Annotated in this window: 26 protein-coding genes and 2 pseudogenes; 20 read left to right on the top strand and 8 right to left on the bottom strand. The window is 36.1% G+C overall.

What is annotated here, in order from left to right:
• Positions 1–147 precede the first annotated feature (147 nt).
• The 5 genes from BCELL_RS13235 to lpdA all read left to right on the top strand — a co-directional run bounded on the left by BCELL_RS13235 (position 148) and on the right by lpdA (position 6,293).
• Positions 148–804: a YkyA family protein gene (locus BCELL_RS13235; RefSeq protein ID WP_013489257.1), complete on the top strand. Its 657-nt coding sequence runs from the start codon at positions 148–150 to the stop codon at positions 802–804.
• Between the two features lie 615 nt (positions 805–1,419).
• Positions 1,420–2,508: a pyruvate dehydrogenase (acetyl-transferring) E1 component subunit alpha gene (gene pdhA / locus BCELL_RS13230; protein WP_013489256.1), complete on the top strand. Its 1,089-nt coding sequence runs from the start codon at positions 1,420–1,422 to the stop codon at positions 2,506–2,508.
• A 3-nt stretch (positions 2,509–2,511) separates the two neighbouring features.
• A complete protein-coding gene (locus tag BCELL_RS13225) occupies positions 2,512–3,489 on the top strand; it encodes an alpha-ketoacid dehydrogenase subunit beta (protein WP_013489255.1) in 978 nt (325 codons plus the stop codon).
• Between the two features lie 91 nt (positions 3,490–3,580).
• Positions 3,581–4,879 carry a dihydrolipoamide acetyltransferase family protein gene (locus tag BCELL_RS13220; RefSeq protein WP_013489254.1) on the top strand — a complete coding sequence of 433 codons (1,299 nt, stop codon included), beginning with the start codon at positions 3,581–3,583 and terminating at the stop codon, positions 4,877–4,879.
• Positions 4,880–4,883: 4 nt separating this feature from the next.
• Positions 4,884–6,293 (top strand): dihydrolipoyl dehydrogenase, encoded by a 1,410-nt coding sequence (gene lpdA / locus BCELL_RS13215; RefSeq protein WP_013489253.1) that lies wholly within the window; start codon positions 4,884–4,886, stop codon positions 6,291–6,293.
• Between the two features lie 188 nt (positions 6,294–6,481).
• Here the strand turns inward: lpdA and BCELL_RS13210 are convergent, their stop codons facing one another.
• Both BCELL_RS13210 and BCELL_RS13205 read right to left on the bottom strand, forming a co-directional pair.
• Positions 6,482–6,880: a hypothetical protein gene (locus tag BCELL_RS13210; RefSeq protein ID WP_013489252.1), complete on the bottom strand. Its 399-nt coding sequence runs from the start codon at positions 6,878–6,880 to the stop codon at positions 6,482–6,484.
• Positions 6,881–7,260: 380 nt separating this feature from the next.
• Complete coding sequence (locus BCELL_RS13205) at positions 7,261–8,775, bottom strand: glycine betaine uptake BCCT transporter (RefSeq protein WP_013489251.1); 1,515 nt, start codon at positions 8,773–8,775, stop codon at positions 7,261–7,263.
• Positions 8,776–8,947: 172 nt separating this feature from the next.
• On the opposite strand from BCELL_RS13205, the gene BCELL_RS13200 reads away from it, so the two are divergent.
• From BCELL_RS13200 to BCELL_RS13185, 4 genes are all read left to right on the top strand, one after another.
• Complete coding sequence (locus BCELL_RS13200; RefSeq protein ID WP_013489250.1) at positions 8,948–9,832, top strand: polysaccharide deacetylase family protein; 885 nt, start codon at positions 8,948–8,950, stop codon at positions 9,830–9,832.
• Positions 9,833–9,946: 114 nt separating this feature from the next.
• A complete protein-coding gene (locus BCELL_RS13195; RefSeq protein ID WP_013489249.1) occupies positions 9,947–11,062 on the top strand; it encodes a M23 family metallopeptidase in 1,116 nt (371 codons plus the stop codon).
• 349 nt (positions 11,063–11,411) lie between these two features.
• Positions 11,412–11,762, top strand: coding sequence for a hypothetical protein (locus BCELL_RS13190; protein WP_013489248.1), 351 nt, complete (start codon positions 11,412–11,414; stop codon positions 11,760–11,762).
• Positions 11,763–12,008: 246 nt separating this feature from the next.
• The gene (locus BCELL_RS13185) at positions 12,009–12,305 is read left to right on the top strand and encodes a DUF3055 domain-containing protein (protein ID WP_013489247.1); all 297 of its coding nucleotides are present in this window, start codon (positions 12,009–12,011) and stop codon (positions 12,303–12,305) included.
• A 160-nt stretch (positions 12,306–12,465) separates the two neighbouring features.
• Here BCELL_RS13185 and BCELL_RS13180 read toward each other — a convergent pair whose 3' ends face one another.
• Positions 12,466–13,950, bottom strand: a complete 1,485-nt coding sequence (locus BCELL_RS13180; protein WP_013489246.1) for an aminotransferase class I/II-fold pyridoxal phosphate-dependent enzyme — start codon at positions 13,948–13,950, stop codon at positions 12,466–12,468.
• 135 nt (positions 13,951–14,085) lie between these two features.
• Here BCELL_RS13180 and BCELL_RS13175 point away from each other — a divergent pair, with 135 nt between their 5' ends.
• A complete protein-coding gene (locus BCELL_RS13175) occupies positions 14,086–14,361 on the top strand; it encodes a UPF0223 family protein (protein ID WP_013489245.1) in 276 nt (91 codons plus the stop codon).
• Positions 14,362–14,457: 96 nt separating this feature from the next.
• On the opposite strand, the gene BCELL_RS13170 is transcribed toward BCELL_RS13175, so the two are convergent.
• Positions 14,458–15,075 (bottom strand): DUF1054 domain-containing protein, encoded by a 618-nt coding sequence (locus BCELL_RS13170; protein ID WP_013489244.1) that lies wholly within the window; start codon positions 15,073–15,075, stop codon positions 14,458–14,460.
• A gap of 264 nt (positions 15,076–15,339) precedes the next feature.
• On the opposite strand from BCELL_RS13170, the gene BCELL_RS13165 reads away from it, so the two are divergent.
• Together BCELL_RS13165 and BCELL_RS13160 are read left to right on the top strand one after the other, a co-directional pair.
• On the top strand, positions 15,340–15,528 hold the full coding sequence (locus BCELL_RS13165) for a hypothetical protein (RefSeq protein ID WP_013489243.1): 189 nt from the start codon (positions 15,340–15,342) through the stop codon (positions 15,526–15,528).
• Between the two features lie 286 nt (positions 15,529–15,814).
• On the top strand, positions 15,815–16,594 hold the full coding sequence (locus BCELL_RS13160) for an inositol monophosphatase family protein (protein ID WP_013489242.1): 780 nt from the start codon (positions 15,815–15,817) through the stop codon (positions 16,592–16,594).
• Positions 16,595–16,676: 82 nt separating this feature from the next.
• Here the strand turns inward: BCELL_RS13160 and BCELL_RS13155 are convergent, their stop codons facing one another.
• Complete coding sequence (locus BCELL_RS13155; RefSeq protein ID WP_013489241.1) at positions 16,677–16,880, bottom strand: DUF5325 family protein; 204 nt, start codon at positions 16,878–16,880, stop codon at positions 16,677–16,679.
• 168 nt (positions 16,881–17,048) lie between these two features.
• Here BCELL_RS13155 and BCELL_RS13150 point away from each other — a divergent pair, with 168 nt between their 5' ends.
• Positions 17,049–17,414 carry a YlaH-like family protein gene (locus BCELL_RS13150; RefSeq protein ID WP_013489240.1) on the top strand — a complete coding sequence of 122 codons (366 nt, stop codon included), beginning with the start codon at positions 17,049–17,051 and terminating at the stop codon, positions 17,412–17,414.
• A gap of 57 nt (positions 17,415–17,471) precedes the next feature.
• Here BCELL_RS13150 and BCELL_RS22165 read toward each other — a convergent pair whose 3' ends face one another.
• Positions 17,472–17,678: a YlaI family protein gene (locus BCELL_RS22165; protein WP_013489239.1), complete on the bottom strand. Its 207-nt coding sequence runs from the start codon at positions 17,676–17,678 to the stop codon at positions 17,472–17,474.
• A gap of 389 nt (positions 17,679–18,067) precedes the next feature.
• Between BCELL_RS22165 and BCELL_RS13145 the strand changes: the two genes are divergently transcribed.
• Positions 18,068–18,523, top strand: coding sequence for a pyridoxamine 5'-phosphate oxidase family protein (locus BCELL_RS13145; RefSeq protein WP_013489238.1), 456 nt, complete (start codon positions 18,068–18,070; stop codon positions 18,521–18,523).
• Between the two features lie 53 nt (positions 18,524–18,576).
• Here BCELL_RS13145 and BCELL_RS13140 read toward each other — a convergent pair whose 3' ends face one another.
• Positions 18,577–19,164 (bottom strand): YhcN/YlaJ family sporulation lipoprotein, encoded by a 588-nt coding sequence (locus BCELL_RS13140; protein ID WP_013489237.1) that lies wholly within the window; start codon positions 19,162–19,164, stop codon positions 18,577–18,579.
• A gap of 125 nt (positions 19,165–19,289) precedes the next feature.
• Here BCELL_RS13140 and BCELL_RS13135 point away from each other — a divergent pair, with 125 nt between their 5' ends.
• Positions 19,290–20,621 (top strand): PhoH family protein, encoded by a 1,332-nt coding sequence (locus tag BCELL_RS13135; protein WP_013489236.1) that lies wholly within the window; start codon positions 19,290–19,292, stop codon positions 20,619–20,621.
• A 102-nt stretch (positions 20,622–20,723) separates the two neighbouring features.
• Here the strand turns inward: BCELL_RS13135 and BCELL_RS13130 are convergent, their stop codons facing one another.
• Positions 20,724–21,215, bottom strand: coding sequence for a hypothetical protein (locus BCELL_RS13130; protein ID WP_013489235.1), 492 nt, complete (start codon positions 21,213–21,215; stop codon positions 20,724–20,726).
• A 234-nt stretch (positions 21,216–21,449) separates the two neighbouring features.
• Between BCELL_RS13130 and glsA the strand changes: the two genes are divergently transcribed.
• The 5 genes and pseudogenes from glsA to BCELL_RS13105 all read left to right on the top strand — a co-directional run bounded on the left by glsA (position 21,450) and on the right by BCELL_RS13105 (position 25,302).
• Positions 21,450–22,184 carry a glutaminase A gene (gene glsA, locus BCELL_RS13125; RefSeq protein ID WP_049786642.1) on the top strand — a complete coding sequence of 245 codons (735 nt, stop codon included), beginning with the start codon at positions 21,450–21,452 and terminating at the stop codon, positions 22,182–22,184.
• A gap of 111 nt (positions 22,185–22,295) precedes the next feature.
• Positions 22,296–23,658, top strand: a pseudogene (locus tag BCELL_RS13120) (transposase).
• Positions 23,659–23,914: 256 nt separating this feature from the next.
• A pseudogene (locus BCELL_RS13115) lies at positions 23,915–24,127 on the top strand (glutaminase); the annotation flags it as partial.
• Positions 24,128–24,296: 169 nt separating this feature from the next.
• Positions 24,297–24,578, top strand: coding sequence for an Fpa/YlaN family protein (locus BCELL_RS13110; RefSeq protein ID WP_013489234.1), 282 nt, complete (start codon positions 24,297–24,299; stop codon positions 24,576–24,578).
• 277 nt (positions 24,579–24,855) lie between these two features.
• Positions 24,856–25,302: a Dps family protein gene (locus BCELL_RS13105; protein ID WP_013489233.1), complete on the top strand. Its 447-nt coding sequence runs from the start codon at positions 24,856–24,858 to the stop codon at positions 25,300–25,302.
• Positions 25,303–25,338: the final 36 nt, after the last annotated feature.

Raw genomic sequence — 25,338 nt, 5'->3', positions numbered from 1 at the left:
GCGTTAATCACAACTTTGAATGGATGCTTGCCTATATTTAGTAAAAATGTAAACGGAAATAAAGATATTTTTGTAAAAGATTGTTTTTTTATTATATAATTAATGAAGGGTAAAAAATATTACTACAGGATTTTAGGGGGAAAAAATATGAACAAAATATACACAGTAATCATCTTTATGTTAGCAATATTTTTAACTGGTTGTTTTAACGAAAGTGAAAACCCAGCGCAATTTATGTACGAGCACCTTGAAGAGGCTGTGGCAATTGAGGTGGAATTAGGTGAAAAACAGGCCCCTTTAACCGAAGCTGAGAACATGGAATATGAACTATATGAAGAAATGCTAACTTTATCTGAATTATCTGAAATAGAAGAATTAGCTCAGCAAGCGATTGAGTCTGCTGAAAGTCGTCGAGAATTAATGGTAGAAGAGAAAGAAATTATAGATGCAGCTTATGAGGAATTTGCATTAGCCAAAGCATTTATCGATGATATTGAAGATGAAGAGATAAAACAGCAAGCTGATGAAATGGTTAGTGCGATGGAAAATCGATATGAGGCATATAACGAATTATATAATAAATATGTAGAAACTATCGACATTGATATTGAATTGTATTCGATGGTATTTCAAGAGGAATTAACTGTTGATGAGTTACAAGCACAGCACGACATCGTGAACGAAGCATATAACGAAATAAATGAGTTCAATGATATGTTTAACCAATATACTACCGCTTTCAATGATGCAAAAAGGGATTTTTATGAAGCGGCGGAATTAGATGTTGTTTTTGATGCTAACTAGATGTTATTTTATGTTTTCCAGGGGTGACTCAAAGGGGATTTATCACTTTGAGCCACCTCTTTTTGTAGTGTTACTAGTTTTTGTAAATTCGTCACACGTTGAATTGAGCGCAACGTTCACGCTGAGTGCTTAAACGTACGATGTTTACTGTCTAATTATTTTTTTATATGTAACATTCATTGACAACAATACAGTTGACGAAACAAAAATAATATAAGATAGATTGTTTAGTATTTATATATAACAGTTCTTATTATTATATATAACAGTTTGTGAATGAGTTTTTTTTAGTTTTTATATAACTTCAGTAAAAACTTTAAAAATAAGGGGCAAAACCGTTGACGGTTAGTAAAACTTTCATGTAAACTAATCAACGTAAAGAAAATTGTATTAGTCTTTATTTTTAAATTATAAGACAGAACAACAAAATGTTAGCCTGATTAAAAAACATGCGAGAGGGTATATGTCATTTTAGAAACTGAAACAGCATATTTTCACATTGTTTTATACATGATGGGTTATCCTAAACAATGGCGAAAAAAATTGGGAACAGTTTTTTTAAATAAATTTTTTATAACACTCATCGCGATAAGAAAGGAAGAGGTGAATTGATTCATGGAAAAAACAAAGGAATTACAAAAAATTGAAAGTCAATTCGAAACGTTTCAAATACTGAACGAGGATGGAGAAGTTGTTAACAAGAAAGCAATGCCAGATCTTTCTGATGAGCAACTTAAAGAACTAATGAAGCGTATGGTTTACACAAGAATTTGGGACCAACGTGCAATTTCATTAAACCGTCAAGGTCGTTTAGGATTCTATGCTCCTGTAGCTGGACAAGAAGCATCAATGATAGGTTCACAATTTGCACTGGAGAAACAAGATTGGATTTTACCAGGTTACCGTGATATCCCACAAATCGTTTTTCAAGGTGTACCGTTAGAACAAGCTTTCCTTTGGTCTAGAGGACACTTAGCTGGTGGTCAAATGCCGGAGGGCGTAAATGTAATGATGCCACAAATCATTATTGGTGCACAAATCACACAAACTGCTGGTGTAGCAATGGGTCTTAAGCGTAAGCAAAAAGATGCAGTAGCAATTACATATACTGGTGACGGTGGTGCATCTCAAGGTGATTTCTATGAGGGAATGAACTTCGCTGGTGCATATAATGTTCCTGCAGTATTTGTAGTTCAAAATAACCGCTTCGCTATTTCTGTTCCTGTTGAAAAGCAATCAGCTGCAAAAACAATTGCTCAAAAAGCAGTTGCTGCTGGTATTCACGGTGTTCAAGTGGATGGAATGGATATTCTAGCTGTTTATGCAGCAACACAAGAAGCGCGTAAACGCGGATTAGATGGAAATGGTCCAACATTAATTGAAACGTTAACATATCGTTATGGTCCACACACAATGGCTGGTGACGACCCTACTAGATACCGTACTTCTGATCTTGATGACGAGTGGGAAAAGAAAGATCCACTAGTTCGTTTTAGAAAATTCCTAGAAGCTAAAAAGCTTTGGACGGAAGAAGAAGAGAACGAAGTAGTAGAACAAGCGAAAGAAGATATCAAAGAAGCAATCAAAAAAGCAGATAATGCTCCTAAACAAAAAGTAACGGATCTCATCGATTTAATGCATGAGGAACTTCCATACAACTTAAAGGAGCAAAAGGAAGAATATACAGCAAAGGAGTCGAAATAAGCTATGGCGCAAATGACAATGATCCAAGCGATAACTGATGCAATGCGTGTCGAATTAAAGAACAATGAAGATGTTCTTGTATTCGGTGAAGACGTAGGTAACAATGGTGGTGTATTCCGTGCAACTGAAGGGTTGCAAAAAGAATTTGGGGAAGATCGTGTATTTGATACCCCTTTAGCTGAGTCTGGTATTGGCGGTTTAGCAGTTGGTTTAAGTGTGACTGGTTTCCGCCCAGTAATGGAAATTCAGTTCTTTGGATTCGTATTTGAAACATTTGATGCAATCGCTGCGCAAATGGCTCGTATGCGCTATCGTTCTGGAGGAGTTTACAGCTCACCAGTGACTATTCGTTCTCCTTTTGGTGGAGGAGTAAAAACTCCTGAACTTCATGCTGACAGCTTAGAAGGATTAATGGCTCAAACGCCAGGCGTAAAAGTAGTAATCCCTTCTACTCCTTATGATGCAAAAGGTTTACTTATTTCTGCAATTAGAGATAACGACCCAGTTGTATATTTAGAGCATATGAAATTATACCGCTCTTTCCGTGGAGAAGTACCTGAAGGCGAATATACTATCCCATTAGGAAAAGCAGACATAAAACGTGAAGGAAAAGACGTTACAATCATCACATATGGTGCAATGGTTCACTCTTCGTTAAAAGCTGCAGAGGAGCTTGAAAAAGAAGGGTATGAAGCTGAAGTTATCGATTTAATGACAATTTCTCCGTTAGATATTGATACGATTATTGCTTCAGTTGAAAAAACAAACCGTGCTATCGTAGTACAAGAAGCACAAAAGCAAGCCGGAATTGCAGCGAATGTTGTTGCAGAAATAAATGAGCGTGCAATTTTAAGTCTAGAAGCTCCTGTTTTAAGGGTGACTGCTCCTGATACAATCTTCCCATTTGCATCTGCGGAAGATGCTTGGTTACCAAGCTACAAGGACATTGTAGAAAAAGCAAAGCATGTCATTGAATTTTAATAATTGACTTAAATAGGCTGAAAAGGGGTTTACCTTTTCAGTCCTCCTTACATTATTTTTCGAGAACTGAAACGAAACGGAGGCGTTATTAGTGGCGTACGAATTTAAAATGCCTGATATTGGTGAAGGAATCCATGAGGGTGAAATAGTGAAGTGGGAAGTAAAAGAAGGACAAGAAGTGAAGGAAGACGATGTACTTTGTGAAGTACAAAATGATAAAGCTGTAGTAGAAATTCCATCTCCTGTTGATGGTAAAGTACAAAAAATTCATGTTGAGGAAGGTGTCGTAACAACTGTTGGATCAGTAATTATTACTTTCGAAACAGATGCAGTTCAACCGCCTTCAGCTCATGGAGATCATGAGGAAGAAGCTCCTAAAGAAGAAGCGAAAGCTGAAACTACAGATCAAGCGAAGGCAGAAGAGGCTTCCGAACCTGCAGCACACGTTGAAGTAGATGAAAATCGTCGTGTAATTGCGATGCCTTCTGTTCGTAAATATGCACGTGAGAAAGGCGTTACTATTCAACAAGTTAATGGTAGTGGCAAAAATGGGCGTATCGTTAAAGAGGATATCGATTCCTTCTTATCGGGTGGTCAACCAACTGCTGAAGCAGCACAGGAAGCACCATCAGCACCAGAAGCTACTGCAGAGAAAAAGCCAGTTGCGCCTTATAAGCCAGCTAATGCAGAACTTGAAACTCGTGAAAAAATGTCTGGTATTCGTAAAGCGATCTCTAAAGCGATGGTTAATTCCAAGCATACAGCTCCACACGTTACATTAATGGATGAAATTGAAGTAACAGATTTAGTAGCACACCGTAAGAAGTTTAAAGAAGTGGGTGCAGAAAAAGGAATTAAGCTAACTTATTTACCATATGTAGTAAAAGCATTAACATCGGCACTACGTGAATACCCAATGCTAAATACATCTTTAGACGATTCTACAGATGAAATTGTTCATAAACATTACTACAACATCGGTATCGCAGCAGACACAGAAAAAGGTCTCCTTGTGCCAGTTGTAAAAGATACAGATAGAAAGTCTATTTTTGCAATCTCTGATGAAATTAATCAGCTTGCATCAAAAGCGCGTGAAGGTACGTTAGCTCCAGATGAAATGAAAGGTGCTTCTTGTACAATCACAAATATCGGGTCAGCTGGAGGGCAATGGTTCACACCGGTAATTAACCATCCAGAAGTTGCTATTTTAGGTTTAGGACGTATTGCTGAAAAAGCAGTTGTACGTGATGGGGAAGTAGTTGTTGCACCAGTATTAGCATTATCGTTAAGCTTCGACCACCGTATCATTGATGGGGCAACAGCTCAGCATGCGTTAAATCACATTAAGCGATTATTGAACGACCCACAATTAATTGTAATGGAGGGCTAATAATATGGTAGTAGGAGATTTTCCAGTTGAAGTAGATACGCTAGTCATTGGTTCTGGTCCTGGCGGATATGTTGCTGCAATTAGAGCAGCGCAGTTAGGGCAAAAAGTAACAATTGTTGAACGTGAAAACCTTGGAGGAGTTTGCTTAAACGTAGGTTGTATTCCATCTAAGGCACTTATCGAGGCAGGACACCGTTATCACAGAGCGAACAATTCAGAAGATATGGGGATTTCTGTTGGTGATGTGAAATTAGATTTCTCTAAAGTTCAAAAGTGGAAAGCATCTGTTGTTGACAAACTTACAGGTGGGGTAGAAGGACTACTAAAAGGAAATAAAGTGGATATTGTAAGAGGGGAAGCTTATTTTGTTGATGATACAACAGTTAGAATTATGGATGAAAAATCTTCTCAAACTTACAAGTTTAATAATGCAATTGTAGCAACAGGATCTCGTCCGATTGAACTACCTAAATTCAAATTTAGCGAAAAAGTTGTTTCTTCTACTGGCGCATTAGCGCTAAAAGAAGTACCTAAGAAGCTAGTCGTTATCGGTGGCGGCTATATCGGGGTTGAGTTAGGCTCTGCTTATGCTGACTTAGGATCTGAAGTAACGATCTTAGAAGGTACTAAATCGATTTTACCTGGTTTTGAAAAGCAAATGAGTCAGTTAGTTGCTAAACGTTTAAAAAATAACGGCGTAACAATTAAAACGGAAGCATTTGCTCAAGAAATGGAAGAAACTGCAGATGGCGTAAAAGTAACTGCAGAGGTAAAAGGAAAAGTTGAAGAGTTCGAAGGCAATATTCTCTTAGTAACTGTTGGACGTCGACCAAATACAGAAGAATTAGGCCTAGAGCAAGCTGGAGTTGAAATAGATGACAGAGGTATCGTCAAAGTTGATGAACAATGTCGTACATCTGTAAAAAATATTTTTGCTATCGGTGATATTGCACCAGGTCCTCAATTAGCTCATAAAGCATCTTATGAAGCTAAAGTAGCAGCTGAGGCGATTGCTGGTCATCCATCTGTTATTGATTATACAGCGATTCCTGCTGTAGTATTCTCTGGTCCAGAGCTTGCAACAGTTGGATTAACAGAAAAAGAAGCAAAAGATGAAGGCTATGACGTAGTCGTTGCTAAATTCCCATTCGCAGCAAATGGCCGTGCATTATCGTTAAATGAGACTGACGGGTTCATGAAAATGGTAACTCGTAAAGAAGATGGTCTCGTTCTTGGTGTTCAAATTGCTGGTGCTAATGCTTCAGATATGATTTCTGAAGCGTGTGTAGCAATTGAAGCTGGAATGACTGCTGAAGACTTAGCATTAACGATTCATGCTCATCCTTCACTTGGTGAAATTACGATGGAAACTGCTGAAGTTGCATTAGGTATGCCAATACACATCGTAAAATAAAAATATAAAGCCGCTTAGTACATTTGCTAAGCGGCTTTATTTATGTAGGTTTATTGATTATGTTACTTTCTAATCGTCTTAAAGCAATAACGAAGGGAACCGAGTATTCTTACAAGGGCATGGGGGATATAGAGCTTCTACTTCAAAAATTAAAAGACCTTGACAACGTTTTTCCACTGTCAGGGTCTTTAAGTTTCTTGTTCTTGAATAAGTCTAGTCTCAAGCTCTGTGAGAATTTCAATTGCTTCTTTATAGCCTTCTATTCTTACCTTAATATCATCATCCTGGATAATGATTAAAGTAGGATGTGTTTCGATATGGAAATGTTCTACTAACGATTCGTCATGGATAGAGACGATTTGTATTTGATGAATTCGATTAGGGTGCTCTCTTTTAAAGTCTAATAGAGCATCGTAATAACTAACTTCTTCATCAAGTCGATTGTCATCAGAAAATAGAAATGTTATAGGCATATTTTCTTGCGTTTCATATAATTGAAAAGGATTACTAGTACTATCAGCTTCCTGTGAAAAGCAACTACTTAACAATAAACTAGAGAATATTAATAAGCAAAATTTTAATGCCATACTAGCCACCTCTATTAATATAATTACCTTCATATTAGCATTTTTTTAAATCAAAAAGCTGTTCGTAACATAACTGTTATATAAATGAAAGCTTATGATATAAAAGAGGTGTTAGCTTTGTATTAGTAATAATTAATAATGAATGGGGAAATTATTGAAATTTTTTGTGATATTTCAAAGTTATATAGAGGTGGGGCAGATGGCGAGGTCCCAATCTGCCCTTAAACTAAGAAAAACATTAACGAAGGTAAGATAAAGTAAACCTGTATAATCAAGATTAAAGAAAAACAAAATCCCTCGTTCTAACAGAAACCATTCAAACAAAAAAGAGGGAATCCTATCTGCAACATGTAGGATACCCTCTTGATATATAATTTTATTTAGTCATATTTTCTAACTTGTCTCGGGGGAATTTTTTCTGCGCGTAGTGCTTTCACTAAGCTTACAATCATAAATATCATAATGATCGTAAACGGAAAGGCAGCGATGATGGATGCAGTTTGTAAAGCATCTAGCCCGCCAGACCATAGTAATACCGCAGCAGTTAGTGATTGAATTGCACCCCAGATGAACTTCACTTTATTTGATGGATTCATGCTACCGTTCGTCGTTTGCATTCCTAATACAAAGGTTGCTGAATCGGCAGATGTGATAAAGAATGAAGCGATTAGTAGTATCGCTATTCCAGACATAATGACACCAAAGTTAAATTCCTGCAGTACTGCAAATAATGCGATTTCTGTACCATACTCTTCAATAACACCCATGATATCTACACCATCGAATAGTTCTAAATGAATCGCTGTACCGCCAAAAACAGAGAACCAAAGTGCGCCAAAAATAGTTGGAACTGCAATAACACCGAGAACAAATTCTCGAATTGTCCTGCCTTTCGATACTCTAGCGATAAATGTTCCTACAAATGGAGCCCAAGCAATCCACCAAGCCCAATAGAAAATAGTCCAACCTTCCACCCAACTTGATTCCGGGTTAAAAGTATCGAGCTGGAAACTCATTCTTACTAAGTTTTGAATATATCCACCTAGTGTCTGGGTGAATGAGTTCATGATGAAATTAGACGGACCTGAAAATAGTAGGAAGAGCATAAGGAACAAAGCTAAGTAAATATTTGTTTTACTTAATATACGAATACCACGGTCTAAGCCAGTTAAAGATGACGCCATATACAAAATAGTAATCACCAAAATGACGAGCATGGAGAGCATAGGTGTGTTTTCTATCGTAAATAAATTTGATATTCCTCCGCTAATTTGTGCAGTTCCAAAGCCAAGTGATGTGGCAACACCGAATATCGTCGCAAAAACAACGATAACATTAATGGTTGTCCCAATTGCACCGTTTATTTTATCACCTAGTATTGGTTCAAAAGCGGCACTTAAAACTCCAGCAGACCCTTTTCGGAATTTAAAATAAGCTAATGCTAACGCGACTACAGAATATATCGCCCATGGGTGTAAGCCCCAGTGGAAAAAGGAATAACGAAGGGCAATTGCCGCAGCTCTTTCTGGGCTTTCTATCACTTCCGCTGTTGGTGGGTCATAGAAATGGTATATAGGCTCTGATACGCCCCAAAATACCAGCCCAATCCCCATACCAGCAGTAAAAAGGAAAGAAAACCAAGTTAAATAATTATATTCTGGTTCATCATTATCTTTACCTAGTTTTATTCTCCCAACAGGGCTAGCTATTAATATGAGTGCAAATACTAAAAAGCTTGTTGCTGCAAGCAGGTAAAACCAGCCGAATTGATTTGTAATAAAACCTTGTATGTGGCCCGTTACTGAATCTAAGTTTTCTGGTGCAATGACACCCCACAGTATAAATGCGGAGGCAATGACAACAGAGATATAGAAAACAGGCGTTAATTTTTTCATCATATGTCCACCCTTCGTTTATTACTTAAAGTTATTTAATTACTAGCCCAAGTACATTATGTGTAAATTACGTTGTTATATACAAAACTGACTTAGTATAAAATGATTATTTTAACCCATTCTACTGTATGGTAGAATTCTACGTATACATAACGATGAAAGGGGTAATGAAATGAATAAATATAAAATAAGTATCCTTGCTGGTGCCATCGTCATTTTAACTATGGGATGTTCAGAAAATGAAGATAATACAATAGATAATGATATTGATGAACATATAGAGGAGACGGATGATATGTTTGAAGACGAGGTTGAAGAAGATGAGGTTGATGATGAAAATTTAGATGAACCGATAGAAACTGATGATGAAATAGTTGATGAGGTGGAAGAAGAGGAAATAGAAGAAATTGAACCTCAATATGAAATGACATCTCATTTTTCTGTTGTACCTATTGAAGGCACCGACGCGCCTGAGAATGTCGTGCTATTGACGATTGATGATTCATTTCTAAATATGGATAGCGATACGACGTACGCTTTAGAAATGGCAGAAATATTGTATGAGCAGAATGCTAATGCTATCTTTTTTATTAATGGTCAAGGAATTCAATCGGAGGAAGATGAAGAAAAGTTGAGAACGATCCATGAAATGGGATTTGAAATTGGTAATCATACGATGAACCACGAAAATTTGAACGATTTATCTGAAGAAGAACAGAGAAGTGAGATTATCGAATTAAATGACCTTATTGAAGAGATTACAGGGGAGAGACCTCGATTTTTCCGTGCACCGTTCGGAGCAAATACAGATATTTCCAAACAAGTGATGGAAGAAGAAGGAATGCAGTGGATGAACTGGACGTATGGATACGATTGGGAATCAGAGTATAGAGAAGCTGAAGCATTAGCAGAGATTATGGTGGAAACAAAATATTTACGCGATGGTGCGAACCTCCTCATGCACGATAGAGACTTCACAAGAGACGCCCTTGTTGATATAGTAGAAGGATTACGGGAAAAAGGGTATGAGATCGTTGATCCAAAGTTAATTAAGTAAAATAACAACCTATTTGTAAGCGGCGGATGTTATTAAAGGGGATAGTGTCCTTTGTAACATCCTTTTTAAAATCTAATGCAGAAATATTATTTAGCATATGTGAGGGAATCGATAATGAAAAAATTGATGTTAGTTTTCTTTAGTTTATTAGTATTTGCATGTTCAGAAAATGAAAATGTTAAAGAGGATATTGAAGAAGAAACAGATAATGAAGTGGAAGAGGAAACAGAAATTGATGAAGGAAGAGAAGCAGAAGAAGAAATCACAATTAATGAGTTAAACATCGACTTTTTCCAAGTTGATGGGAATGATGTAGTACTAGCTAGTGAACTGATGGAAGCTATTGGTGGTCACTATGATTACGATGAAACGCACCGAACAATCCATATTGAAGTGGAAGGTAGAGAGTTTTATTTAATATATGATGTACCAGTTTTAGAGGTAGATGGAGAGTACTTAGCAACGGATGAAGTATCACTCGTTGTAGAAGATGACCTACCATATTTAACGTTAGCATTTATTGAGGAAGGGTTAGAAACTTCATTTCAAATCGAAGAAGACAGTGAGTTAACGTTTCAATGGGAGGAATCTGTCATACAAGCATGGAGTCCACGCGGTGAAGAAGCATTCGATTTATATGCATTGAGTGTTGAAGAGATGATAGATTATCTTTCTTTTTTACAATTACCGATTGAGGGTGCGCAAGTGAGTACAATAGAAAGTCACTTACCTGGTGCGCCTAGATCATATAGAAATGGTTATCATGAAGGTATTGATTGGTATGACTATGCATCTGGGACTGCAATCACAACTGATACACCAATATACGCTATGGCAAAAGGGACAGTTGTCCGTGTTGACCATGACTTTGAGGAGTATCCTTCACCACTCATTAGAAATAAAGACCTCTCTGTAGCAGCGGAGATAGGGACGACACCAGAATTTATATTAGATCGTTTAAGAGGTATGCAAGTGTGGGTTCAATATGAAAATGGTGTAATGAATCGATTTGCACATCTGGATAGTATCCCTGAAGGACTAGCAGTAGGGGATGAAGTAGATGCTTCTACAATCATTGGCTATGTAGGGAATACTGGTACGAGTCATTCAGTAAACGAGGATGGAGGAGGGTTACACCTTCATCAAGATCTCCTCATTTACGGACAGTTTTTCTGGAAGCCATACTCTCCCGAAGAAGTAAGAGAGATATTACTAAGCATTTGGGGATAAAATGGTGTCCTAGTGAGTCAATCTCCTTTTTCAGTCTTACCGGTTTTACTTGATCAATTCGGCTCAAAAGGCATAACCTTTTGAGCCACTTTATTTAATACTCTTTTCGCAGCCCTTGCTATTCCTGATGGAGTCACTACCTTTCGTTTTACCAAGTTAAAAGTATCAACAAATTTTACGAAATCAGCCTTATTTGATAAGAAAGAAATTTTCCAATGAGAATTTAAAATCTATCAATTAATTCTACGTTTCGACATTTCTTTGTTATAAATTATGACACCGAGAATGGGGCGTCGTGTGTTAAAATAAAAAAACAGATTGCAGGAATAACAGCTAGGTGGTGCGGGCGATGAAAAAATCTGATTTTTTGGATGAGCTACGCTTGGAAGTAGGGTTAGCCTATGACTATGCACAAAATAGTAAGGATTTCCTTTTAAAAGTTATTGATACTTTATACGATTTTCATCTTGATAAAAGATGTGTGTTCACTATTTTTTATACTAATTGTAATGATGACTATGTCCCGCTATATATATTAGGTGAAAAAAACTATAATAGTAAAGTTAATATGGGGATCGGCTTTATATCATTATGTGCTAGGAATATAGCTGTCTTTGTGAAAAAGGACAATGAACAGACAATTTTGGCTCCAATTTATATTGATGACGAGTTGAAGTATGTCATTTCAGTAACAATGTGAATAAAATCCTATGTATTTACGCAAGAAGATATTGTTTTTACGAATGAATTAGTAAGATTTATAGAAGCAAAGCATAACCAATTTTACAAAGGTGGCAAAAGAAAATAATAATCATTCATAAAACAGCAATGATGTTTTTCTGATATAATATAATTCATACCATAAAATTGTAAATAAGTGTTAATTGTTGCAAAATCGCATCAATTATCATATAATTAAGAAAATTCAGAAAGGAGGGATTTCCTAGTGGAACTTTACGAACGGTTGTATGATGAGACGGAACGTGTTAACGTTCGATTTGTTGGAGTAACTACCGATAAGTCAAGGTATGATTTTGGAATGATGTACACAAACATGTTTTTTGGGAAACCTTTAGTAACTTGTATGCAAACTGGGCGATCCTTCCTCATGTGTGCTGAAGATGCTAAAGATGTGGAGCAATTGCAGAGGGTATTCAAGATTTCTGATCATCAGGAGGCTGAATCTTTATCAGAGTTTTTTATGGAGACGCTTCCACATATGTCTGTTGAACCTCAATATTAAGTATAATCAAAAAATAAAAGTGTCTCAAAAAGAGGGTCAGCTTCTTTTGAGACACTTTTTTATAAAATAACGATAGGTAAAAAAACAGTGGCCACTGAAAAAATACAGAACAACTTATCTTGTGGCTATAAATTCAATTTAACCTATTGAGCCTTACTATTTAAAGAAAAGCTTTTCTTTCTTGGATTACTCGAATCGTTTTTAAAGAAGGATCTTCAGGCCCTTGCACAGGCAAGCCTACTTCGATATTTTTTGCAATGTATTGAAGGTTGTCTTCGTCGATAATTTCACCTGGGATTAAGATTGGTATTCCAGGTGGGTATACCATAACGAATTCCGCAATAATCCTTCCTGCAGACATCTCTAAAGGGACAGCCTCTGTTTCTGCGTAAAAGGCATCCCTTGGTGAGAGTGAGAGCGTTGGAATATTTGGTACATACACATTCACCTTATGATCTTCTTGATCTTTAAGGTATGAATAATGTTCATCTGCTAAATGTTGTAATGCTTCAATTAATAGTTCTGTTTCCTCAACTGTATCTCCAAAAGTAATAATACACAAAATATTGTATAGATCCGATAACTCAACCTCAATTTTATAATTTTCCCTAAGCCACAGTTCAACATCATGTCCAGTGATTCCTAATTGTTTTACAGATATAATGATTTTTGTTGGATCCATATCAAATATAGCTCGATCGTTAAGGAGCTCTTTTCCTGGACAAAATATACCTGGAATCTCATTTAACCGTTTACGAGTATTATCAGCTAACGTAATTGCTCTTGAAATTTCATCATAACCTTTTGTAAATAAACGTCTTCTAGCAGTATCTAAAGATGCTAGTAATAAATAAGACGTTGATGTAGTAGTAAGCATGCTTATAATGCTTTGAATTCTATTAGGCGAGATTCGATCGCCTTGTACGTTTAATACTGAGCTTTGGGTTAGAGAACCTCCCAATTTATGCACACTTGTAGCTGCTAAGTCTGCTCCTGCTTGCATTGCTGATAGAGGAAGCTCATCATGAAAATGAATGTGTACGCCATGGGCCTCATCTACTAACACTGGAATATCATAGGAATGTGCGATTTCGACTATCGTTTGCAAGTTAGCTGCAACACCAAAATATGTTGGGTTAATAACAAGCAACCCCTTTGCGTCTGGGTGTGCTTCTATTGCTTTCGTTACAGCGTCTGTTGTAATCCCGTGAGAGATGCCTAAAGTTGCATCGATATCGGGGTGAATAAATATCGGTGTTGCACCTGAAAAGACGATAGCAGACATAATTGATTTATGTACATTCCTTGGAACGATTATCTTTTCACCTGGTCCACATACACTCATAATCATTGTCATGATAGCGCCACTAGTTCCTTGGACAGAAAAAAATGTATAATCAGCTCCAAAAGCTTCAGCAGCTAACTGTTGTGCTTCTTGAATCATTCCAGCTGGATGATGGAGGTCATCTAATGGTGCTATATTGATTAAGTCTAAAGATAAGGCGTTCTCTCCAATAAAGTTTCGAAACTCCTTGTCCATTCCTTTTCCACCTTTATGCCCAGGTATGTGGAATTGGATTGGTTTCGTGTTAATATGCTTTAAAAGGCCATCAAATAATGGCGTTGTTTCCTGTTTGTTGTTCATTATTAGCTCACCTCTACATGAAGAAAAAAGTTTCATCATTTACTCATATTTGTTATCCTTCTTATAAAACAAAAAGAGTATACCAAAATGAATGAAACTTGGAAAGTATAGTTTTATATGAAGGAGTGTTTTGTTATGAAAGATGATGTAATAATTCCTATATCTATGGATTGGAGTAAAGAAGAAATCATTGATGTTGTTAACTTTTATGAAGGAGTAGATAAGGCTTATAAAAAAGGGATAGATAGAGAATTAATGCTTGTTTTATATCATCATTTTAAGAAAGTAGTACGTAGTAAAGGTGAAGAAAAGGGTTATTTTAAAGATTATGAAGAACAGACAGATCAATCACCATATCACGTGATGAAATTGGCAAGAGAAGCAAAAGATCAAAAGGTAATAAAGATGTAAAGAAAAAATGACGAAAGCGACGACAAGCTGTCACTTACGCCAGAATAAAATTGCATTGTGATGGCTTGTACATCGCTTACTAGTAAAGTAATAAAGTTACCTCATCGATATTTTGTAAATAGGTGTTAAAGTTTGAAAAGTATCTCGGATGTATGCAATAAGTTTATCTCCATCCTGCAACAAGGGATCATTCGCTGAAATATGTCTACCAATTAGAAATTCTCCTTTTTTTACATCTCTAAACCGTTCAAGAGCCCCTGTTAAGTCAATTGTTTGAAGAGACTCTGCTTTTTTTTCCATATGATCTAAAGATAGCACATAATCATTTGGAATGTTTTCTATAATCGAGTCGATGTTATCTAATAAAGCAGTAGCTATTTCCGCTTTATTTGGTAATTCATAAATATAAGCTAGCCATATAAACATGTGATCATCAAATACTCCAATTTGGAAGTGTGGATGTTTTTTATAGCCTCTCTTGTTGTGACAGTATGCTGACCATGTATCTTTAGGTGGATTTACTTTTCTTCTTGCATGCTTAGCTACGTGTAAAAACATCTCATGACCTACCATGTCAGATAAATCGTTAATAATTTCTTCAGAAATGGCCTTAAATTTCGGTTGAATTCTCTCTTGTATTGCACTCATGCGTTCATCAAGACCGTCTATTTGGAAAGTGTCAAAGTCTTTTTGAGAAAAACCTGTAAAACTCATATAAATCCCCCTCATTCAATGAAGTAATTGTCCATAGTTTATCATAAATTGTCGAGAAATTGAAAAACAATGCATTGTTGCCTAGTTTAGCACATTCATTTTTGTGGAAAAGACTCATATAAAGAAATTGAAGGTTCCAAATTATAGCTTTGCATCATATGCTATAGTAATTTAACAGGTGAAAAAGACAGGCGTTTGCTTACAGAATTTGAATGTTGCTATGTTTCAGAAGCATGTAAATTTATACGGATGGGAGTGTATGTCATGGAGAAGGTCATTCAAACGTTAAAAAGAGAAGACGGAGAGAAAAGAATCCCCGTTTTAAAAATGGAGATTGACTATGAGCTCCTAACATTGTATGACGCACTTCAAAATGGTGATGAAGAACAGATAAAAAGTTGTAAGAAAAAATTAGAGTTATTAAGAAATGAATGGATTCTCTTAGAAGTGTAATAAATGACACGTAGGGGTGAGGGTGATTCAAAGGTTGATTTTTCCTTTGAATCACCCTCTTTGAAACTAGCAAACTATAACAGGCTTTTTTATTGTTCTAAAATATTCAACATTTAACGTACTTCTTTACGAGTGTCTACTATCTTCACGGCGGTATTTCTAAGTTTTCCTAGTTAGGCAACACTCCTTTGTCGTTTACTGTAATTAAGTGACACATATTTGCGATCATAGGTTGTAATATGATATAAGTATACTTAATTGTGAATGAAGAGGTTGGTGATCATCATTGTCTGAAGTAAAATGGGAAGAAATATTTGAAACAGCTAAAAATTGGACAAGAGAAGCTGGAGAATTTATAAAAGAAAAAATGAGTGAATCATTTGATGTGTCTACAAAAGCGAATGAAAATGATTTAGTGACAGATGTAGATAAAGGTGTTGAGGAATTTTTTAAAAGTAAAATAAGTACCCACTATACTAACCATCGTTTATTAGGTGAAGAAGGCTCTTATAAAGCGATTAAGGATTTATCTGGTGTTGTTTGGATTATTGATCCGATTGATGGGACAGTCAATTTCGTACATCAACAAACATTTTTTGCTATTTCTGTAGGTGTCTATATTGAAGGCGAAGGTATGATAGGTATCATATATGATGTCATGAATGGAGAAATGTTTTCTGCCCTTAAAGGGGAAGGAGCATTTTTAAATGGAACAAAACTGGATAAATTAAAAGAAGTTCCTTTACAGGAATCTATATTAAGCTTTAATGCCGGATGGATTTTGAAGGATCGTCGACTAGAAGAACTTGTAAAAGCATGCAGAGCGACAAGGTCATATGGTTCTGCTGCACTAGATATTGCATATGTCGCATCAGGGAGATTAGATGGTTATATAAGCTTTATTCTAGCACCTTGGGATATTGCTGCTGGTATGGTTATATTAAAGGAAGTTGGAGGAGTAGCCTCTAGGTATAATGGTGATGCACTAGATTTCTTAGAAAGTGGAACCTTTATGGCTGCAACACCATCCATTTATAATGAATTTTTGGAGCTTGTAAAAAAATAAATGTCAGTACAAAGATACTAAAAGAGCCCTTAGGTAAAACCTTCGGGCTCATTTTTTTCCTAATCATATAAAAAGGAAGTGTTTAGCTGTTGGATTTAGACAATCCCTCTTCTTTATTGTACATTTTCCGTTTTAAGGAGAAACCAGTCACAACGGAAAGAATAGTCAAAATAATCGAACAAATAATGACTATAGTATTAGGCATGGCGATGCCAAAACCGATCCCTAGTAAACCTGTAGTCCCTAATATGGCTAAAGAAAACAATACCCAGTTAAATGTTTGCATGTAATTGCCCCCTATTTTTGAATAAGCATAGTATAATTGTAACGGATACTTGTAATTTTCGAAAGTACTATACGAATCGCTATCATGTATTTCCGACAAGCTTTTATATGATTTAATATGCTATAATGTAGTTGCAATTTTACCTTTGACTAAATTAGGAGTGAAAATATGTATTTGGCAACATTGCAAGAGAGAGAACCCAATCCAAATTTAACACCAATCGCAGAGTGGCTAGGAGCAGGAGATCCTGAAAACTTCTTCTTTGCTTTCACCGTGATATATCTCATTACTACAGCATTAACGGTTTTAGTTTTTAACTTAGGTTTTGCTAAAAAGCTACCAATTCTTAAGATGGCTATCGTTTATATTGTCATGCTTATCGGTAATATTCTTATTACTTTTTTAGCATTTGCTTTACCAATAGTTGAATCACTATTTGTTGCTGCACTTGTACTTAGTGTATATAAGGTCCAACTTAAGCGTCATAAAAAGGCAGAATTAGTTGAACAAGAAGCTGACCATGATAAGCCCTAGCAAAGTGATAAGGCGTCCCCGAGCGTATTGTTTACATTCGAGAACGCCTATCATTTGTTAATGGATATATTGATCTTCTTTTTGTTTGCTAGTGTATTTCTTAAAGTTTCCCGTTTCTTTTCGTTCGTTTGTCCTATCTTCTATTCTAGAGTAGCATGTTTGGCACATATAGGTGTGAATAGGTCGGTTTCTTAACTTTTTTGCTGTTACAGAATAATCATCAATATTTTCAATAGTGTCACATAAAACGCACTTTACTCTCATACTACACCTCGAATTCTTTGGTATCATTTTAGTAATAATAGTAATAAAGTTATTTAGTAAACAGTTCATATTAGCTTTAAAAAAATTGGCTTTGTTAAAGGCTCATGTTGATTTTCACGAAAGGTGCTACACGCCAGCGAGAATAGCATTAGCTGAAGAAGATTCCTGAAGCGAAAATCCACAATAAAGTTTAAGCTAGCTAAAATTAATACATATTATCTCTTTCATTATTGACAACCATTATAACATGCTTTTACACTAAGGCGAAACAAGTCTTCTTATATCATTTATAGAAATAGAAATGATTGTAACGATGATCAAGTTTTATCTTTAATGAAATACAGGTATAGTATTAATTGAACATAAAAATTGAAGGGGAGGATTACTTCGTGGCAAATCGTGTTGAAGCAACATTAACGGATGAATTATTACCGATTTTAAGGAAAGAGCAATATGTGACGCTTGGAACGACTGATCATGAAAATGGTGGCCCTAATATTAATGCAATATCGTGGGTTTACGCACAAGATAAAAAGAGTATTCGCTTTGCTGTAGATAACCGATCCCGTATTGTAGAAAACATTCGAAAATCGCCTATCGTTACTGTAACATTAATAGGTGCAGGTTCTACATATGCAATAACAGGTAACGCGCATATACTGTTAGAAAAAATTGAAGGAGTTCCACTTAAGTTAGCGCTTATTGAAATTAAAATTACTGAGGTTCGAGACGTTATGTTTTATGGCGCTAGAATCACTGAAGGTCCAAAATATGAAAAAATATATGATAAAGAAGCTGCTGAAAAATTAGATACACAAGTCATGGAAGCAATGAAAAATGCATAGTAATAAAATACAAGCCAATTCCATAGTGGAGTTGGCTTGTATTCGTCAAATTGTTAATTATTTTGATTCATTCTCCCTTTACTCTGTTCATCTTGAATGTTTTCTAGTTCGTTTTGTCTTCCAGATGGAAGGCGTTCGTCGTTAACATCTGTAGGATCTTCACTCATCCTATGTTCTTGACCAGGCACAATAGGCATCAATCTGCCAATGATTCCTGCTAGTTCTTCCATGATGGCATTGATTGGCCTTCCTTGTCCAATCTCAACACGCATTTCATCTATTCTTGCTAAATAATCAGGATCAGCTGTTACTGCAGCTTGTGCACCATATGGGTCATCAGCTAATGCTTCAGCTACTTGGTATTTTACAGCACCGACATCTGATTGGTCTAACCTACCATCTACATCTATACCTACTAATGCATATGGTCCGATGACGATTGCTGTAGCATGATTCACTTCAGGTACTTGTAAGCTTAACTCAGCTAAGTGGTTAGCAGTCGCTGTCATTGTAGTATCCATTTCAGAGTAACCTCTACCTTGCCCTTCAATGGTTGGATCGTTATTGACATCATCCTGAGCCTGACAAGCAGTTAGTAAAAGAATGAAACATGTGGACAAAATGCATAAACTTTTTTTCATAGAAAAATCCCTCACTTTTTGATGTTCTTGTATGTATTGTTGGTTTAAAAGTCTATCTTTATTCGAGAGTACATACATTAATATTAAATACTTGTATCATTATTAAGGTTGTAGGAGGCGAGAGATTGAGTACACGACGATATATTCTAGATACGAACGTCCTACTACAAGATCCGTTAGCGATCTATGCTTTTGATGAAAATGAAGTAGTTATTCCAGCTGTTGTACTGGAGGAAGTAGACTCAAAAAAGAGAAATATGGATGAAATAGGGAGGAATGCTCGTTATGTTGCTCGGTTAATTGATGAGCTAAGGGAGGAAGGGAAGTTACATCTTGGTGTCAAATTAACTAATGGTGGGACTTTTCGAGTGGAATTAAATCATCGATCTTTTGGGAAGATGAAAGAGCATTTTTTAGAAAGAACGAATGATAACCGCATTTTAGCTGTTGCATTAAATATGAGGATTGAAGAAGAAGAAAAACAGTCGGGAATTACAGTAACTTTAGTAAGTAAGGATGCACTATTAAGAGTAAAGGCAGATGCACTAGGTATTCATGTAGAAGATTTTTTAAGTGATCGTGTTGTACAATATGATCGAATGTATACAGGCTATAAGGAGTTAAGTTCAGAATCAAAACAAATTGATGAATTATTTGAAAATAAAAAACTACTAATTAAGGATTCTCCTATAAGTAATAGCTATCCCAATCAATTTTTTATATTGAAGGATGAAGTGAATCCATCTCGGTCAGCATTGGGGATGACAAGCAAGGATGGGAATTACCTGGAATCTTTCGTTTCAAGTGAGGAACCAATATGGGGTATCCGCGCAAGAAATGTACAACAAAGAATGGCGTTTGAATTGTTAACGAGAGATGATATTCCACTAGTAACGTTAGCAGGTAAAGCTGGTACAGGAAAAACATTATTGTCTTTAGCTGCTGGGCTGTACCAAACAGAAGACCTTCAAAAGTATAAAAAGTTACTAGTTGCCCGACCTGTAGTTCCGGTTGGGAAGGACATTGGGTATCTGCCTGGTGAGAAGGAAGAAAAGCTTCGTCCGTGGATGCAGCCAATTTTTGATAATTTAGAATATTTATTTAATACGAAAAAGCCAGGTGAACTAGAGCAAATATTAGCTGGTATGGGGTCAATTCAAGTGGAAGCATTGACCTATATTCGTGGAAGAAGTATCCCGGAACAGTTTATTATCATTGATGAAGCCCAAAATTTAACGAAACATGAGGTGAAAACAATTCTTACGAGGGTAGGGGAAGGAAGTAAAATTGTTTTAATGGGTGATCCAAAGCAAATTGACCATCCATATTTGGATGAATATACGAACGGGCTAACTTATGTGACAGAAAGGCTAAAACATTTATCTGAGACTGGACATGTAAAGCTTCAAAAAGGTGAAAGGTCTGGATTAGCACAAATGGCAGCGGACTTACTGTAATAAAAATAGTCGTTTCATAAGCAAGTAAAAGTCATAAGGGAGACTCAGTAGGTAAAAATCAACCTTTTGAGTCTCCCTCTATCCTTATGGAGTATCTTTTACTTATACAACTTCAATAGTATAAATATCGGTAATTGGATTGTCTTTATTAGTACCATCACCATAGTAAAAATGTACTGGACCATTTTCCTTTAATGGCTGTCCATGAGAAGAAAAGCCAAGGATAGCTGTTTCTGCTTCTTTCATTGAACATATAAAGTCTTCCTTATCAGCCCTCTTGAAAATTACTTTCTCCGCATTACCGTTTGGAATTGCGTTCGATAAAAAAGGAAGAATTGGAATTCCGAAAGACTTTTCTGTTAAGTCTTTTTTACTCACTGTTATAGCATTTCCATTTCCCTTTTGAAGGGCATTGGCACCTTCCTTACGATGCATATCCCAAGTTTTTCCTAGAGCCATTAATTCTTGCTCTTGTGTGCTAATTTGGTCCTCAGAAAAGTATGTAGCCAAATCAACCTTTCTTTCGTCAAAAATCCAAACGCCCGGGTCAATTGTAATTGTATGTTTGACGTTTCCTGTTATTAGAAATACCATTGGACAACTCCTTACTCATATAGAATGTATCAATTTTTACTAAGTTTGGAAAAAATCTACCGTAAAGAAATATTGAGGGCACTGAAAAAGTGAAAGAACACCACTTTTTCAGTGCCCTTAAATATTCCCCTTTTCATTCGGAAACAATGATAAAGAGTAAAATTATACTTGTTTATAGTATAAAGGTGATTTTTTTCTTTGTCACTTTTAAACAATAGGAAGGTGGAATATGTGTTGATCTGTGACGATCAAGCTGTACTTGATTCATTAATAAAAGATGCAAAACAATTAAGTGAAAAGGGGAAGGTTGCCAACTACATCCCAGCATTAGAGAAGGCGAATCCAAATGCCCTATCATTAGCAATTTATACCGGTAATACGACATGTATGACAGCAGGAAACACTGACGAAACGTTTACATTACAAAGTATATCAAAAGTCATCGCCCTTGCATTAGCTTTGATGGACCGAAGTGAGGAAGAGGTTTTTTCAAAAGTAGGAATGGAACCAACTGGTGATCCTTATAATTCCATGATTAAGCTAGAAACACACTCCCCATCAAAACCATTAAATCCAATGATTAATGCTGGCGCCTTAGCAGTGACTTCGATGATAAAAGGAAAAACAGTTGCAGATAAACTAGACAGATTATTATCTTTTATACAGACGATTACTGGTGACGGTTCTATTACGTATAATGAAGAGGTAGCAAGGTCAGAATTTAATACTGCATATTTAAATCGTTCACTTTGTTATTTTATGAAACAGCATGGAGTTATTGATGATTCTGTTGAACAGTTATTAGAGCTTTACACGAAGCAATGTGCAATAGAAGTGAATTGTAGTCAGCTTGCAAAAATTGGTTATGTTATAGCAAATAATGGTATTTGCGTTGATAAAGGTGAACCGATTATTCCAAAGAATATTTGTCAGATATTAAAAACTTTTATGATTGAATCAATTTCATAATTATTGGCCCTTATGGGCCAAGGGTTTCAGAACATGAAAAAAGGAGTACCTCCCCAAATGTCGAATTTAGTAAGTGACGAACAAACCAATTCGAATGGGAGGAAGCCCCTTATGTCTATTGTACGACAAGAGAGCCTTTTTAGCATGCAAATTTTATTTGACTTAGAACCTACCCAACGTTATGATGAGATTTTTTCAGCGATTGATATTCATCCCATCCTCACTATCGTAGTGAAAAGATCTAATTTAGGTAGACCTGTAGAATTAAACTATCCTGCAATGATTCAAGCACTCGTGGTGAGGCTTGTTGAGAGAATTCCCGAGATGCAACTCCTAGTTGAACGTTTAAACACCGACCTTAAGTTTAAGCTGGACTGTGGCTTTTTGATATCTGATCCAGTCCCTTCTGAAGCTTCATTTTCAAGGATGATTACAAAAATTAAAGATACAGACATTCTTGAAGAGGTAAACTCTCAAATAATAACTGATGCAATCAACGAAGAATATATTACAGATCCTAATATTGCGATTGACTCTGGTCACTTCGAGGCGAGAGATCAGGCTCCTTCAAAAAAAGAAGAGAAACCAAAGTCTGAGCCAAAGAAACGTGGGCGTAAATCAAAGGCCGAACATGAACAATGGTTAAAAGAGAAAGAAGCTAAGGAAGCACCCTTGTCTATTTTTGAAAAGAAAATTGAAGATCAACTAGACGTTTCTTACGATGAACTTCATGATCAAATGCCACTTCATCCTACATGGGGCGTGAAGAAAAATAGTGAAGGGAAAAATGTGTTTTGGTTTGGTTATAAAGGTCATTTAGCTGTTGATACCAAAACTCAGTTTATTCTTCATTCAATGATTTCCTCAGGTAGGCTAAACGATGGTAAAGCTGCTATACCTTTATTAAAAGGAATAGAGAGAAACTTTTCGGAACTTAGGATGATCTATGCACTAATGGATGCAGGATATGATTACGATGCAATCTATGAACAAGTCCATCGAATGAAAGGATATTCCATCATTGCTTATAACAAAAAAATGAATCAGAGCCAATTGGGTTTGATGAAAATTTCGCTCCAACGTGTGTAAGGGAACATTCCTATCGATACGATAGCTTTGATAAAAATACCAAACCTTAAAATACACACGTCCAAAAGAGTGTAGGGATTGTCCTCTAGCTGAAGATACATTATGCCAAAAGGTCTACAAGATAAAAATAGAGTCGGATTTACGCCGGTACAGTGCACCCGCACGCGGTTCAGTTGCCTGGAAAGATAGATTTAAGGAACGGAGTTCCGTTGAAAGGGTCATTGGATACCTAAAAGAATTCTTTCAGTTGAACAATGTAAGATATCGAACAGGAAAACGAGCTAAAGTCCATTTTGATTTGGTTACCATGGTGTACAATGGAATGAAATTAGCTAGCATGAGACTTGCTCAAAAACAATATTCAATGAATTCAGTAGCAGCTTAATCCTTTTGTAAAAGGACCAATGTTATTTTAAAACAGCGTTGATTGGAGCTGAAGGTACGAGACGCCTGCGGGAAAAGCAACAGCTGAAGATCCCGCAGGGTGGGTTTCCCGAGGAAGCTGAAGCGTTGCCCGCGGCAAGCGAGTATCCTTAAGAGGAAATCAACACAAATTTAAAGTAACTGATTTAAAAAACGATATAACTATTAATTCTGAAAGTGTTGGCTTTTTTATAAAAGTGAATTATGAAATTGATTCGATTACTTGTGGAATGTATAATGCATCAGGAGAATTTGCTATTCGTGTTGGTTTCCCGGCAAAAAGTGGAGTTTCAGGAGGGATAATGGCATCAATACCAAATGGTTTAGGTATTGGAATATATGGACCTGCCCTTGATGAAAAAGGAAATAGTATTGCGGGAATGCGTATACTTGAATCGGTTTCAAAACGTTATCATTTAAGTATTTTTTGAATAGATAAAAAACATATATTAAACGTAATAGCAGCTTCGAGAAGCTTTTATTACGTTTTCTTGTTGTTAAACATTGTATGGATTAGTAGTGTTATATATATTGCATTTTTGGAGGGGAAAAGATAAGATAAGAAGTAAGAGTCTTTACAAAACAGGAGGAGGGATTCCGTTGTCAGTTGAAACCCTATCCGGACAGAGCGAAAAAGCATATGCCCTTCTTAAGGAAGATGCTCAAAAAATACTAAAACTTATTGAAGTGCAGATGGCTAATTTAACGATGCCGCAATGTCCTCTATATGAGGAAGTTTTAGATACACAAATGTTCGGTTTATCACGCGAGATTGATTTTGCTATTCGGCTAAACTTAGTACAAGAGGAAGAAGGGAAAGAGCTGTTAGATCAATTAGAGAGACAATTAACAGCCCTCCACGATGCTTCTACTAAAAAATAAAATATCTTTTACGGAAACCAAACGTCAAACGGTTTGGTTTTTTGTATACCAAAAAACCAATATGTTAACAAGAGACAAAGTTAAAATAAAATTATTGAAAATGGAGAACATAATCGGGTAATATCTCTTTTTAGTTTGTAACAGTTTTGTGTCTAAATAAGGTTTAATGTTGTTTATTTTTTTGCTTAACTTATAATAGGCAGAAGAAAGTTTGTTTATTAAACAGCTTTTTAGGGGATATAAGACTATACAAAAATTATCTTGGGAGTTGATCTACATGGCACACGAAAAAACAGCAGAAATTCTAAATCGACAAGTAGCAAACTGGAACGTTTTATTTGTAAAGCTACACAATTATCACTGGTATGTAAAAGGCGTTAACTTCTTTAAACTCCATGAAAAATTCGAGGAACTATATAATGAAGCAGCTGAGCACATTGATGAGTTAGCTGAGCGCTTATTAACACTAAATGGGGAACCAGTTGCAACGATGAAAGAATATTTAGAAGTAGCAACTGTTAATGAAGCTCAAGGGGAAAGAGCTTCAGAGGACATGGTGAAGACTTTAGCAAATGATTTTGAAGCACTTGCAAAGGAGCTTTCTTCAGATATTGAAGTTTTAGATGGTGAATTAGAAGATGAAGGTACAGCAGACATGTTAATTGGAATTAGACAATCAGTTGAAAAACATTTATGGATGCTCCGCTCTTTCTTAGGAGAGTAAAATAGAATCCAGAAATATTGATTTTACACAAAAAGG

Source organism: Evansella cellulosilytica DSM 2522 (assembly GCF_000177235.2).
In the GTDB taxonomy this organism is placed as follows: Bacteria; Bacillota; Bacilli; order Bacillales; family Salisediminibacteriaceae; genus Evansella; species Evansella cellulosilytica.
The sequence above is the reverse complement of the archived record's forward strand: the minus strand, read 5'-3'. Positions and strand labels throughout refer to the sequence as shown.